Here is a 12,397-nt window from a genome sequence, read left to right as displayed (position 1 = left end):
AGTACGATCAACTCAGAGCGGCAGGCAAAGCCTCAAAGGTCGCTATCACCGCAATCATGGCTCATCCTTCTCGCAAACGCTCTGCTCAGGGACGGTCGAATTTGGACCCAATCCCTTCCTTGACCAACACGGATACTTTAGCAGGCAGCGCCGCAATAGGCCTCGATGCGATAACCGTCCGGATCGATGACGAACGCCGCGTAATAATTCTCGCCATAGTCGGCGCGCGGACCCGGCGCGCCATTGTCGCTGCCGCCTTCACGCAAGGCGCCGGCGTGGAAGGCGTCGACGCTGGCTCGCGTCGGCGCCGCGAAGCAGAAATGCAGGCCGGATTTTTCGTCCGCCGGCACGGGCCGCACAGCATCGTTGACCCACAGTGCGACGCCTTGGGCGCCATAGCCCAACGAGCCCGGCGACTGGCTGAGGCAGGTATAGCCGAGCGGCTTCAGCGCGGCATCGTAGAAGCGCTTGGAAGCGACGGCGTCGCGAACACCGATCGAGATATGATCGAACATGTTTTTCTCCATTGATTACAATGCATTGTCGCGTCATTCTGTTGCCGTTCGGCGGGCCAGGAACTCGACTTCCAGCCGCCATGTCGCGCCATTGTCGTGCGAGCGCTCGCCGAGCCAGCGGAAGGAATTCTCGGTGATCCGCGAAAAGCTCCAGCGCACCGAGGAGCCGGTGCCATCGGCGCCGACTTGCACGATCGTTTCGCCTTCGGCACGGCCAAGCTGTTGGCTGTGATGCTGGTTGCGCGGGTCGCTCCAGAAGATGTGCCAGGCGTCGGCGGCGGGGTCGTAGAGGCGCAATGTCGTGCCGTAGAACGTCCATTTGCCTAGGGACGGCGAGTGGCCGGCGTCGCGTGAGGGCAGGATCCACACATCCTGGATCGCCCGGCCTTCCAGCACCCAGCCGAAGTGCACCTCGCCACGCCCGGTCAGCAGCGTGCCGTCCTCGAGATGGCGCGAAGCGTCGAAAGTCCAGGCGCCGACGAAGCGGCCATAGAGGTTCAGTTTTTCGGCAAGTCCGTCGATTGGTCCGGGACTGTGCAAGGCTTCCGCAAAGGAGGATTGGTCGTACATGGCTCCGGTCTCTTCTTGTCAGGAGATCGGGAGGAGTAGGCCGCGATGGGGTTCTGGGCTTGGGAAAAATTGCTATATTTCGATCATGACAGCGACCACGCACACTCTCGCATCCGGGTCCGGCTGGCACGTGGCGGACGTGATCTGCACGGCCGGCGCCGGTGACCGGCCGTTCGAGGAAGCCCATCAGGATTTCTGCGTCGCCGCGGTCACCGGCGGCACGTTCCGCTATCGCGCGCAGCAAGGCACGGCGATGCTGGCGCCCGGCGCGCTCCTGCTCGGCAATCCCGCCACGTGTTACGAGTGCGGGCATGAACATGGCAGCGGCGACCGTTGCCTCTCGTTCCATTTCGGGCCGGCCTATATGGAGCGGATCGCGGCCGGCGTGCCGGGCGCGAAAAAGCTGGCCTTCGAGGCGCCGCGCCTGCCGCCCTTGCCGGCCTTGGCGCCCCTGCTCGCCGAGGCGGAAACCGCTCGCGAGATGGCCGACATCGACGCCTTCGAGGAACTCGGGCTGCGCATTGCGGGGGCTGCCGTGGCAACGGTCTCCGGCCCCGCGCATCTCAGGCGCGCGCCAAGCCGCCGCGATCAGAAACGGGTTGCCGAAGCGGTGCGGCGGATCGAACTCGACGCCGACGGGCCGATTTCGCTTTCAGCGCTTGCTGATGAGACCGCGACCAGTCCCTATCATTTCCTGCGCATTTTCCGCCAGGTCGCGGGCATGACGCCCTATCAGTTCCTGCTCAAGACCCGGCTGCACCGCGCGGCGGTGCGGCTGCGCATGTCAGACGATGCGGTCTCGGTGATCGCCTTCGAGGCAGGCTTCAACGATTTGTCGACGTTCAATCGCCGGTTTCGACGCGTCATGCGAGAGACGCCGGGGCAGTATCGCGCCCGCCGGGCGGCGGCCCGCTGACGCTTGCAGCACAGGTGCGTTGAGAATCAGGTCAGGCCGGGAGAATTCTCAACGCAGCTCAGTCCGATATCGGTCCGCACCAGCCGGGCAAGTAGTCCGCGTCCTTGCCCTTGGCCAGGTTCAGTGCCTCCCTCATCGCCTTGTCGAAATTTTTCGCCACCGCATCCCGATCGACGCGCCGGCGCAGGAAATCCGCCCACAGGAATTCGCTGAACGGCGTGGTGTCCTTGGCAAAACCGCCTTGCCGGCGCAGTTCGCCGGCCATGCTCCTGTAGGGATCGTCGATGAGTTCGGCCATGGTTTTGGGAATGGCTTCATAGCCCCGGCGCCTGCCGTTCCCGTCGAACGGATGCATCCAGCCGCGATTGTCGAGCACGACGAAGAAGGCGTCCTTGTCGAGGCTCGACAGGTCGCTGATCACCGTGACCAGAACATCCCGGATGCCTTCCTCGAGCAGGGCCCGGGCGAGATGGTGGTGATCGGTGACGTAGTTGCGCTTCTTTGGCCCCAGCACGACGGGGACCATATGGGCGCCGAGAAAAGTGCCGGTCTTCCTGGCGCTCTGCGAGCGGATCATCTGGCGCTTCAAGGCGACTTCCCGCATGCCGACGGTGATCTGTGTCGGCCGCAAATCTTCTACCGCGACGGGGGTCAACAAGGGTTCCCGCTGGGTCGTCATTTGGCTTTGTCCTGTTGTTGCGGCTGCCGGTCCGGACCGAGCGTCCTGATTGCGGCATCGACACTGTGAAAAATCCGCTGCGGGCCGATCAGGTCGGCGATGCCAAATCGTGCCAGCGCCGCTTGGGCACGCAGCGATTCCATCCGCGCGATGGCAAAGATCGCGCCCGCCTTGCGGCAATGGGTAATGGTGTCGATGAGGGCTTGCGCGGCTGTGTAATCGATCTCGACGATGTTGCTGGCTTCCAGCACGACCAGCTTCACGCTCTCACTCCTGGCATCGACAAGATCGCAAAGGCCGCGCTTGAAGCGGTCGGCGTTGACGAAGGACAGCGGTGCCTGGAATGCCGCGACGAGTACGCCGGGGAGCTGTTCGCCGGCAGCTGGCTCGCCGGGCGGCCACCACACCGAGGTGCCCGGCACCTGTTCCAGTTCGAGCGGCTGCGTGCGGGTTGCGCTCCAGATTCCATGCAGCAGCGACAGGCCGATGCCGATCGCCACGCCGGTCTCGATGGGCAGCACGACGATGGCCGCCATGGTGATGAGGATCAATGCGAATTCGACCGGCGCCTGCCGGTAGACACTAGCGAACACCTTCCAGCGCAGAATGTGCAGGGCAACGAACAGCAGAACACCGGCAAGGGCCGCCTGCGGAACATCGGCGAGCAGGCCGCCACCGAAAGCTCCCAGCACCAGCACGATGGCCGCGGCGATGAGGCCCGCGACCTGTGAGCGGCCGCCCGACTGGGATACGATTGCCGTGCGCGGCGGGCTGGCATTGACCGCAAAGGCGCCGAACAGGCCTGACGCGATGCTGCCGGCGCCGACGCCGACGAAATCGCGATTGACGTCAGGAGCGTCGCCCTGTTGCGGCGCGAAGGAGCGGGAGGTGGCCGCCGTCTGCACCATGACGACGATGGCGATCAGCAATGCCAGCGGGACCAGCGCCTGCACATCGTCAAGGCTGGCAAGCGGCAGGCCGGCCCGTGGCAGGCCATTGGGCAAAGCGCCGAGCACCTCGACGCCGCGATCCTCGAGGCCGAAGACGGCAACCGCTGAGGTGGCAAGCACCATGCCGATCAACGCGCCGGGGATGCGGGCGCTGATGCGTTCGGCGCAGAACACGATCGCGAACACGCCGAGGCCGAGCCCGAGGCTCCAGGGATTGGTGAAATGCAGGTTGCCGGCGATCTCACCGACGCGCCGCAAGGTTTCACCGCTCTCGGCGGGCAGGCCGAGCAGTCCGGGCAATTGCGAAACGATGATATGGACGGCGATGCCGGCCAGAAAACCCGTCGTGACCGGCACCGACAAGAGATCGGCAACCCAGCCAAGGCGGAAAACGCCGCTGAGGGTCACGATCAGCCCGACCATCAGCGCCAGCATGGAAGCCAGCACCAGATAATGCGGCGACCCTGATGCGGCGAGCACGGCGAGACTGCCGGCAAAGAGAGGCGTGATGGTCGAGTCCGCGCCGGCCGACAGGTGCCGGTTGGCACCGAACAGGGCGAACGCCACCGAACCGGCAACAAAAGCGAAGAAGCCGACCTCGGGAGCAAAGCCGCCGAGCCGGGCGGTCGCCATCTGTTCGGGAATGGCGATCGCGGCCAGTGTGAGGCCCGCGACCAGATCGCCGTTCAGATCCCTCGGCGTCCAACCACTCAGGGCTCGCAACGGCAGCCAAGAGGTCCAATTCATCGCGCTCGTGGCTTTCGCTGGGGGAAAACGGTCCATCGCAGGCTTTTGCCTTGGTGGCGGCGAAACCGCCTTGGCCATATCGTCGCAATCAGTGGTATCCTTTTGAAATTACCACCAAAATTGACACTGGAAAAGTGTCGCGGATATTGGAGTTTCGGGCTTGCTTCCTATATAAGCAGCAAGTGATTCCTGATTAGATTGTGATCCGATTTGACCGACCAAAAGACACCGCGCGGCGCCGACGGCGGCCCCACCGGCATCGAGCCGATATCCATCGTCGAGGAGATGCAGCGCTCCTATCTCGATTACGCCATGAGCGTGATCGTCAGCCGTGCGCTGCCGGACGTGCGCGACGGCCTGAAGCCGGTGCATCGCCGCATTCTCTTCGCCTCGCATGAGAGCGGTTACCACTGGAACCGCAAATATGTGAAGTCGGCGCGCCCGGTCGCCGACGTGATGGGTAAATACCATCCGCATGGCGACGCCTCGATCTACGACGCTTTGGTGCGTATGGCGCAGGACTGGTCGTTGCGCGTGCCGCTGATCGACGGACAGGGCAATTTCGGCTCCATTGACGGCGATCCGCCGGCGGCGATGCGCTATACCGAATCGCGGCTGACCAAGGTCGCTCATGAACTGCTGGAGGATATCGACAAGGACACCGTCGATTTCCAGGACACCTATGATGCGTCCGGCAGCGAGCCCAAGGTTCTGCCGGCACGGTTCCCCAATCTGCTGGTCAACGGCTCCGGCGGCATTGCCGTCGGCATGGCGACCAACATCCCGCCGCACAATCTCAGCGAAGTCTGCAACGGCGCCATCGCTATCATCGACAATCCGGCGATCGACCTGCCGGCACTGATGGAGATCATCCCGGGGCCGGATTTCCCGACCGGCGGCATCGTGCTTGGCCGTTCCGGCATCTACAGCGCCTATTCGACCGGCCGCGGCTCCATCGTCATGCGCGGCAAGGTCAACATCGAGGCGCGCGGCAACGACCGTGAATCGATCATCATCACCGAGGTTCCCTACCAGGTGAACAAGTCGTCGATGATCGAGAAGATGGCCGAACTGGTGCGCGACAAGCGCATCGAAGGCATTTCCGACATCCGCGACGAGAGCGACCGCCAGGGCTACCGCGTCGTCATCGAGCTGAAACGCGATGCCGTTGCCGATGTCATCCTCAATCAGCTTTACCGCTTCACGCCGCTGCAGACCTCCTTCGGCGCCAATATGGTGGCGCTCAACGGCGGCAAGCCGGAACTGCTGACGTTGACCGACATGCTGAGGGCGTTCGTCGCCTTCCGCGAGGAAGTGATCACCCGGCGTACGAAATTCCTGCTGCGCAAGGCGCGCGACCGCGCCCATGTTCTGGTCGGTCTCGCCATCGCCGTCGCCAACATCGACGAAGTGATCAAGCTCATCCGCACCGCGCCGGATCCGCAGACGGCGCGTGAGCAGTTGATGGAGCGGCGGTGGCCGTCCGGCGACGTCGAATCGCTGATCCTGTTGATCGACGACCCGCGCCATCGCATCAACGAGGACGGCACCTACAATCTGTCCGAGGAGCAGGCGCGCGCCATCCTCGAACTGCGCCTGCAGCGCCTGACCGCGCTCGGCCGCGACGAGATCGCCGACGAGTTGAACACGATCGGCGCCGAAATCATTGATTACCTGGACATTTTGTCTTCCCGCGCGCGGGTCCAGCAGATCGTCAAGGATGAGCTTGCCGCCGTTCGCGACGAGTTCGGTACACCACGCCGCACCGAGCTCACCGACGGTGGCGCGGACATGGAAGACGAGGACCTGATCCAGCGCGAGGACATGGTCGTGACGGTGAGCCATTCCGGCTACATCAAGCGCGTGCCGCTGTCGCTCTACCGGGCGCAGCGCCGCGGCGGCAAGGGTCGCTCCGGCATGTCGACCAAGGAAGAGGATTTCGTCACCCGGCTGTTCGTTGCCAACACGCACACGCCGGTGCTGTTCTTCTCCTCGCGCGGCATCGTCTACAAGGAGAAGGTCTGGCGGCTGCCGATCGGCAACCCGCAATCGCGCGGCAAGGCGCTGATCAACATGCTGCCGCTGGAGCAGGGTGAGCGCATCACCACCATCATGCCGCTGCCCGAGGACGAGACCAGCTGGGGCGAGCTCGATGTGATGTTCGCCACCACGCGTGGCACCGTGCGACGCAACAAGCTTTCCGACTTCGTCCAGGTCAACCGGAACGGCAAGATCGCCATGAAGCTGGAGGAGGAGGGCGACGAGATTCTCGGCGTCGAGACCTGCACCGACAATGACGACGTGCTGCTCACCGCCAGCTCCGGCCAGTGCATCCGCTTCTCGGTCGGCGACGTACGCGTCTTCCAGAGTCGCAACTCGGTCGGCGTGCGCGGCATCGCCATGGCCGAGACAGACCGGGTGATTTCCATGGCGGTGATCGAGAATGTCGATGCGCCGCCGGCAGAGCGCGCCGCCTATCTCAAGCGGGCGGCGGCCGAACGGCGGCTTGCCGCCGGCATCGCGGCCGGCGAAGAGGAAGAGATCGCGCTGACCAACGAAGAGGTCGGCGAGGAGACGGAGCTTTCCGACGAGCGCTACGAATTCCTCAAGCAGCACGAACAATACGTGCTGACGGTGACCGAATATGGCTACGGCAAGCGCTCGTCCTCCTATGATTTCCGGCTGACCGGACGCGGCGGCAAGGGCATTCGTGCCACCGACGTTTCGAAGGTAGCCGAGATCGGCAGGCTGGTGGCGACCTTCCCGGTCGGCAATGACGACCAGATCATGCTGGTGTCGGACGGCGGCACCGTCATTCGGGTGCCGGTGAACGGCATCCGTTTCGCCAGCCGCGCCACCAAGGGCGTGACCATCTTCAACACGGCTGAAGGTGAAAAGGTGGTTTCGGTCGAGCGGATTTCGGAACCGCAATCGGACGAGGAAATCGAAGAAAGCGCCGGCGCCGAGATCGATCCGACGTCGGAGGCTGGCCCCGATGGTGCCGAGTAAGGTCCGGCATCCGGTTCTGACATAGCAACGCCGGCCCATCGGCCGGCGTGACAGCAAGTGAAGACGAACTTAGTAGTGGCGATATGGCTTGCGGGGGCCAAAGCCTTCGAAACGCTTGGCGTTGGCCTTGATGCGGATGCGCTGAGCCTCCTGATGCAAGCCGAAAACGGTGGCGATCAGCATGGCGACGGTCATTGCGGTGGCAAGCATGTAGATCAGCATGTGCGTGTTCTCCTGCGCCTAACAACGGATAGATGGGATTTTGGTTTCATCTTATTAAGGTGCAACCTAGTGAACGCTGCGTGAAGGCTTCGTGATCAGCGTGTTCATCTGTCGTTCACGTGGCGGAAAAGGTTCACGACCGGCTCGCCAATCGGATTTGCCTTTGCGAGAGAGGCTCGTTAGAAGCACCAGCCATGACTGAACGCATCGCCCTCTATGCCGGCTCCTTCGACCCGTTGACCAACGGCCATCTCGATGTGCTGAAAGCGTCGCTGGCGGTGGCCGACGTCGTCTATGCGGCCATCGGTATCCACCCGGGCAAGCAGCCGCTGTTTTCCTTCGAGGAACGGGTGGCGCTGATCGAGAGTGCGACGAAGACTTTATTTGGCCGCGACGGTGCGCGCATCAAGGTTGTCGCCTTCGACGGGCTGGTCATCGACGCGGCCAGGAAGCAGGGCGCCTCGATCATGATCCGCGGCCTGCGCGACGGCACCGACCTCGACTACGAGATGCAGATGGCCGGCATGAACGAGACCATGGCGCCTGAACTGCAGACGGTTTTTCTGCCCGCCAGCCCGTCCGTGCGCACCATTACCGCCACACTTGTCCGCCAGATTGCCTCGATGGGAGGCGACATCCGCCCCTTCGTGCCGGCGGCGGTTGCCGGTGCGCTCACCGCCAAATTCGCGAAATAAGATCCCGGAGATAGATATGCAGCTGAAAAAGCTTGCCTCGTTCCTCATTGTGCTTGCTGGTCTTGTGACTTCGTCTGTCTCGGCCTTCGCCGCCGACCCGGAAAACACCATGATCATCACGCTGAAGGACGGCGACGTCACCATCGCGCTTCGGCCCGATCTGGCACCCAAGAACGTCGCGCAGATCAAGAAGCTGGTGCGCCAGGGCGCCTATGACAACGTCGCCTTCCACCGCGTCATCGGCGGCTTCATGGCGCAGACCGGCGACGTCAAGTTCGGCAACATGAAGAAGGGTTTTAGCGCCGAGGCCGTCGGCACCGGCGGTTCCGATCAACCCGACCTGCCGGCCGAATTCTCGCAGACCGAACACTACAAGCGCGGCGTGGTCGGCATGGCCCGCTCGCAGGACCCCAACTCCGCCAATTCGCAGTTCTTCATCATGTTCGCGCCGGCGCCGCCCCTCGATGGCCAATACACCATCGTCGGCACCGTCGTCAGCGGCATGGAACTGGTGGACCACATCAAGAAGGGCGACGAAGCGGACAATGGCACGGTCACCGACCCTGACCGGATGCTCAAGGTGCGCATCGCCGCAGACAAGTAAAGTTGTCAAATAACTCTGTTTTCTGAAAAGGATATCTGACATGGCCGAGATCAAGGACCGCGAAAACGCGCTCATCATGGAGACGACCAAGGGCAACGTCGTCATCGAACTTTTCCCCGACCTGGCGCCCGGCCATGTCGCCCGTATCAAAGAACTGGCGCGCGAAGGCGCCTATGACGGCGTGGTCTTCCACCGCGTCATCGACGGCTTCATGGCGCAGACCGGCGACGTCAAGTTCGGCAATTCCAGCAAGCCCTCCTTTGCTCCGTCGCGTGCCGGCATGGGCGGCTCCGACAAGCCTGACCTCAAGGCTGAATTCTCCAATGCCAACCATGGCCGCGGCACCTGTTCGATGGCCCGTTCGCAGAACCCAAACTCGGCCAATTCGCAGTTCTTCATCTGCTTCGACGAAGCCGCCTTCCTCAACCGCCAGTACACGGTCTGGGGCCAGGTCATCGAAGGCATGGACAATGTCGACAAGATCAAGCGCGGCGAGCCGGTGCCGGATCCCGACAAGATCGTGTCGCTGAAGGTCGCGGCCGACGTCAAGTAAGGCAAAACATCAATGATGGGCGTCGTCTGGTCGCTTCTCGGCATCCTGTCCGGCGCCTTCATTGCGATTCAGGCGCCGATCAATTCGCAGCTGGCGCGCGGCCTGGGGCTCCCGGTCGCGGCGGCTGCGTTTTCGTTCCTGTCGGGCGCGGTGGTGCTCGGCATCATCTCCGTCACGGTGGTGAAGCTGCAAGGCATCACGCTCGACTGGAAGGCGCCGGCACCGTGGCTGTTCATCGCCGGCGGCATGCTTGGCGGCTTCTATGTGACGCTTTCGACCATCCTAACGCCGCGCATCGGCGCCGCCGCCCTGATGGCGTTTCTGGTGGCCGGACAGTTGCTGGCCGGCATGCTCATCGACCGCGTTGGCTTCCTCGGTGTCGCGGTGCGCGAAATCTCGCTCGGCCGGGTCGCCGGCGCGGTGCTGCTGCTGGCCGGGGCGCTGCTCGTCCGGCTCTACTGATGCGCGTCGATCTGTTTGACTTCGACCTGCCGGAGGAGCGTATCGCGCTTCGCCCGGCAGAGCCGCGCGACAGCGCCAAAATGCTGGTGGTCAAGCCCGGCGACGGGCTCGACGACCGGTCGGTTGGCGACCTGCCGTCCTTGCTCCACGCCGGCGATGTGCTGGTGTTCAACGACACCAAGGTCATTCCGGCGCAGCTGAAAGGCATCAGGCGGCGTGGTGAGGCGCAGGCGCAAGTCGAAGCCACGCTGCACATGCGCATGGCGCCGGACCGCTGGCTGGCCTTCATGCGGCCGGGCAAGCGCATTGCCGCCGGTGACCGTATCCATTTCGGCCATGATGGCAATTCCTGTTTCCTCGGCCAGCTCGACGCCACCGTGATCGAGAAAGGCGAGGGCGGCGAGGCGCTGCTTGGCTTCGACCTGTCGGGGCCCTTCCTGGACGAAGCGCTGCATGCGGTCGGCCATATTCCGCTGCCGCCTTATATCGCCTCGAAGCGCGACGACGACGAACGCGACCGGGCCGACTACCAGACCGTCTATGCCCGGGAAGAAGGCGCCGTTGCCGCACCCACGGCAGGCCTGCATTTCACGCCGGAGCTTTTTGCGACACTCGACGCCAAGGGGGTCGAGCGCCGCTTCGTTACCTTACATGTCGGCGCCGGCACGTTCTTGCCGGTGAAGGCGGATGACACCGCCGACCACAAGATGCACGCCGAGACCGGTTCGGTCAGCGAGGCGACCGCCGACGCGCTCAACGCGGCCAAGGCGAGGGGCGGCCGCATCGTCGCTGTCGGCACGACCTCGCTGCGCCTGCTGGAAAGCGCGGCGCGCGCGGACGGCACCCTGATTGCATGGTCCGGTCCGACCGACATCTTCATCACGCCTGGCTATCGATTTCGTACCGCCGACATGCTGATGACCAATTTCCACCTGCCACGCTCGACACTGTTCATGCTGGTTTCGGCCTTCAGTGGTCTCGATACGATGCGTGCGGCCTATGCGCATGCCATCGAGAATCGCTACAGGTTCTACTCCTATGGAGACGCAAGCCTGCTTTATCGAGCGGAGATGAGCGATGGACGATGATCTCGAGAGCCTGGACCGCGATGCACTGATCGCGGAAGTGAAAAGATTGCGCACCGGCATTCGCCAGCATCGCGACGCCACCGGCCATGATTTGTGCTGGCATCATCCGGATCTGTGGGAACTGCTGCCGGAGAAGACCGACTCGGCGATCGCCGTGCCGCCCTGGCGCAGATTCATGCGTGGCTGCATCCAATACCGCCAGTCGCTCGACAAGCAGGCAGCTGGCGCACCGATTCATGACAAGGAATTCAATGGCTAAACCGTTCAGCTTCAAAGTTCTGGCGACGGACGGCAAGGCGCGACGCGGTGTGATCGACATGCCGCGCGGCGAAATCCGCACGCCTGCCTTTATGCCGGTCGGCACCGGCGGTACGGTCAAGACGATGTATATGGACCAGGTGCGCGGCCTTGGCGCCGACATCATCCTGGGCAACACCTACCATTTGATGCTGCGGCCCGGCGCCGAACGTGTGGCGCGGCTGGGGGGCTTGCACGAATTCGCCCGCTGGCCGCATCCGATCCTGACCGACAGCGGCGGTTTCCAGGTGATGTCGCTGTCCAAGCTTAGAAAGCTGACCGAAAAAGGCGTCACCTTCCGCTCGCATATCGACGGCGCCGCCTATGAGATGTCGCCGGAGCGCTCGATCGAAATCCAGGGTTTGCTCGATTCCGATATCCAGATGCAGCTCGACGAATGCACGGCGCTGCCGGCCGAGTTGAAGGAGATCGAGCGCGCCATGGAGCTGTCGCTGCGCTGGGCAGAGCGCTGCAAGACGGCGTTCGGCGACCAGCCGGGCAAGGCGATGTTCGGCATCGTGCAAGGCGGTGACAACGCGGCACTCAGGGTGCGTTCGGCGCAAGCCTTGAGCGCAATGCAGCTGAAGGGCTATGCGGTCGGCGGCCTGGCTGTCGGCGAGCCGCAAGCGGTGATGCTCGATATGCTCGACATCACCTGCCCGGAACTGCCTGAAAACAAGCCGCGCTATCTCATGGGCGTCGGCACCCCTGACGATATTTTGAAATCGGTGGCGCGGGGCATCGACATGTTCGATTGCGTGATGCCGACGCGGGCCGGCCGGCACGGCCTTGCCTATACCAGGCGCGGCAAGGTCAATCTGCGCAACGCCCGCCACGCCGATGATCCGCGCCCACTCGACGAGGAGAGCGACTGCCCGGCAGCCCGGGATTACTCACGTGCCTATCTTCACCATCTGGTGCGTTCGCAGGAAGCACTTGGTGCGATGCTGCTGACCTGGAACAATCTGTCCTATTATCAGAAGCTTATGCAGGACATTCGCGCTGCCATCGAGGCGGGCGCCTTCGAAGCGCGCGCGGCGGAAATCTCCGAAGGCTGGGCGCGCGGGGATATTCCAACCGCTGTTTGACC

The 12,397-nt window shown here is 63.5% G+C and carries 14 protein-coding genes; 9 read left to right on the top strand and 5 right to left on the bottom strand.

Going from position 1 to position 12,397, the window contains the following annotated elements; translation table 11 throughout:
• Positions 1-137: 137 nt before the first annotated feature.
• Positions 138-515, bottom strand: a complete 378-nt coding sequence (locus AC07FD_RS31225; protein WP_478352976.1) for a VOC family protein — start codon at positions 513-515, stop codon at positions 138-140.
• Positions 516-548: 33 nt separating this feature from the next.
• Positions 549-1,085, bottom strand: a complete 537-nt coding sequence (locus AC07FD_RS31220) for a hypothetical protein (RefSeq protein WP_478352975.1) — start codon at positions 1,083-1,085, stop codon at positions 549-551.
• 85 nt (positions 1,086-1,170) lie between these two features.
• Between AC07FD_RS31220 and AC07FD_RS31215 the strand changes: the two genes are divergently transcribed.
• Complete coding sequence (locus AC07FD_RS31215; RefSeq protein WP_478352974.1) at positions 1,171-2,001, top strand: helix-turn-helix transcriptional regulator; 831 nt, start codon at positions 1,171-1,173, stop codon at positions 1,999-2,001.
• Between the two features lie 58 nt (positions 2,002-2,059).
• On the opposite strand, the gene AC07FD_RS31210 is transcribed toward AC07FD_RS31215, so the two are convergent.
• Complete coding sequence (locus AC07FD_RS31210) at positions 2,060-2,680, bottom strand: ParB-like protein (protein ID WP_478352973.1); 621 nt, start codon at positions 2,678-2,680, stop codon at positions 2,060-2,062.
• Complete coding sequence (locus AC07FD_RS31205) at positions 2,677-4,377, bottom strand: SulP family inorganic anion transporter (protein ID WP_478352972.1); 1,701 nt, start codon at positions 4,375-4,377, stop codon at positions 2,677-2,679. The genes AC07FD_RS31210 and AC07FD_RS31205 overlap by 4 nt, the downstream gene beginning before the upstream one ends.
• A gap of 210 nt (positions 4,378-4,587) precedes the next feature.
• Between AC07FD_RS31205 and gyrA the strand changes: the two genes are divergently transcribed.
• The gene (gene gyrA / locus AC07FD_RS31200) at positions 4,588-7,386 is read left to right on the top strand and encodes a DNA gyrase subunit A (protein WP_478352971.1); all 2,799 of its coding nucleotides are present in this window, start codon (positions 4,588-4,590) and stop codon (positions 7,384-7,386) included.
• 69 nt (positions 7,387-7,455) lie between these two features.
• On the opposite strand, the gene AC07FD_RS31195 is transcribed toward gyrA, so the two are convergent.
• A complete protein-coding gene (locus AC07FD_RS31195) occupies positions 7,456-7,608 on the bottom strand; it encodes a hypothetical protein (protein ID WP_478352970.1) in 153 nt (50 codons plus the stop codon).
• 194 nt (positions 7,609-7,802) lie between these two features.
• On the opposite strand from AC07FD_RS31195, the gene coaD reads away from it, so the two are divergent.
• From coaD to tgt, 7 genes are read left to right on the top strand one after another with little or no spacing between them, the layout of a single operon-like run.
• Positions 7,803-8,303, top strand: coding sequence for a pantetheine-phosphate adenylyltransferase (gene coaD, locus AC07FD_RS31190; protein ID WP_477288833.1), 501 nt, complete (start codon positions 7,803-7,805; stop codon positions 8,301-8,303).
• 16 nt (positions 8,304-8,319) lie between these two features.
• Entirely contained in the window at positions 8,320-8,907 is a 588-nt protein-coding gene (locus AC07FD_RS31185; RefSeq protein ID WP_478352969.1) for a peptidylprolyl isomerase, read from the top strand.
• A 40-nt stretch (positions 8,908-8,947) separates the two neighbouring features.
• Positions 8,948-9,460 carry a peptidylprolyl isomerase gene (locus tag AC07FD_RS31180; RefSeq protein WP_478352968.1) on the top strand — a complete coding sequence of 171 codons (513 nt, stop codon included), beginning with the start codon at positions 8,948-8,950 and terminating at the stop codon, positions 9,458-9,460.
• Between the two features lie 12 nt (positions 9,461-9,472).
• Positions 9,473-9,922, top strand: coding sequence for a DMT family transporter (locus tag AC07FD_RS31175; RefSeq protein ID WP_477303664.1), 450 nt, complete (start codon positions 9,473-9,475; stop codon positions 9,920-9,922).
• Positions 9,922-11,010: a tRNA preQ1(34) S-adenosylmethionine ribosyltransferase-isomerase QueA gene (gene queA, locus AC07FD_RS31170; protein ID WP_478352967.1), complete on the top strand. Its 1,089-nt coding sequence runs from the start codon at positions 9,922-9,924 to the stop codon at positions 11,008-11,010. The genes AC07FD_RS31175 and queA overlap by 1 nt, the downstream gene beginning before the upstream one ends.
• Positions 11,000-11,269, top strand: a complete 270-nt coding sequence (locus AC07FD_RS31165; protein WP_478352966.1) for a hypothetical protein — start codon at positions 11,000-11,002, stop codon at positions 11,267-11,269. Before queA ends, AC07FD_RS31165 begins: the two co-directional genes overlap by 11 nt.
• A complete protein-coding gene (gene tgt / locus AC07FD_RS31160) occupies positions 11,262-12,395 on the top strand; it encodes a tRNA guanosine(34) transglycosylase Tgt (RefSeq protein ID WP_478352965.1) in 1,134 nt (377 codons plus the stop codon). Before AC07FD_RS31165 ends, tgt begins: the two co-directional genes overlap by 8 nt.
• The last annotated feature ends 2 nt before the right edge of the window (positions 12,396-12,397 follow it).

Source organism: Mesorhizobium waitakense (assembly GCF_056431085.1).
Note: the sequence above shows the minus strand (reverse complement) of the source record. Positions and strands in the feature narration are given on the sequence as shown.

What these genes read in the sequence shown, in the direction of transcription:
- AC07FD_RS31225 (WP_478352976.1), bottom strand. Translation starts at nt 515, where the DNA reads ATGTTCGATCATATCTCGATCGGTGTTCGCGACGCCGTCGCTTCCAAG.
- AC07FD_RS31220 (WP_478352975.1), bottom strand. Translation starts at nt 1,085, where the DNA reads ATGTACGACCAATCCTCCTTTGCGGAAGCCTTGCACAGTCCCGGACCA.
- AC07FD_RS31215 (WP_478352974.1), top strand. Translation starts at nt 1,171, where the DNA reads ATGACAGCGACCACGCACACTCTCGCATCCGGGTCCGGCTGGCACGTG.
- AC07FD_RS31210 (WP_478352973.1), bottom strand. Translation starts at nt 2,680, where the DNA reads ATGACGACCCAGCGGGAACCCTTGTTGACCCCCGTCGCGGTAGAAGAT.
- AC07FD_RS31205 (WP_478352972.1), bottom strand. Translation starts at nt 4,377, where the DNA reads ATGAATTGGACCTCTTGGCTGCCGTTGCGAGCCCTGAGTGGTTGGACG.
- AC07FD_RS31195 (WP_478352970.1), bottom strand. Translation starts at nt 7,608, where the DNA reads ATGCTGATCTACATGCTTGCCACCGCAATGACCGTCGCCATGCTGATC.
- coaD (WP_477288833.1), top strand. Translation starts at nt 7,803, where the DNA reads ATGACTGAACGCATCGCCCTCTATGCCGGCTCCTTCGACCCGTTGACC.
- AC07FD_RS31185 (WP_478352969.1), top strand. Translation starts at nt 8,320, where the DNA reads ATGCAGCTGAAAAAGCTTGCCTCGTTCCTCATTGTGCTTGCTGGTCTT.
- AC07FD_RS31180 (WP_478352968.1), top strand. Translation starts at nt 8,948, where the DNA reads ATGGCCGAGATCAAGGACCGCGAAAACGCGCTCATCATGGAGACGACC.
- AC07FD_RS31175 (WP_477303664.1), top strand. Translation starts at nt 9,473, where the DNA reads ATGATGGGCGTCGTCTGGTCGCTTCTCGGCATCCTGTCCGGCGCCTTC.
- queA (WP_478352967.1), top strand. Translation starts at nt 9,922, where the DNA reads ATGCGCGTCGATCTGTTTGACTTCGACCTGCCGGAGGAGCGTATCGCG.
- AC07FD_RS31165 (WP_478352966.1), top strand. Translation starts at nt 11,000, where the DNA reads ATGGACGATGATCTCGAGAGCCTGGACCGCGATGCACTGATCGCGGAA.
- tgt (WP_478352965.1), top strand. Translation starts at nt 11,262, where the DNA reads ATGGCTAAACCGTTCAGCTTCAAAGTTCTGGCGACGGACGGCAAGGCG.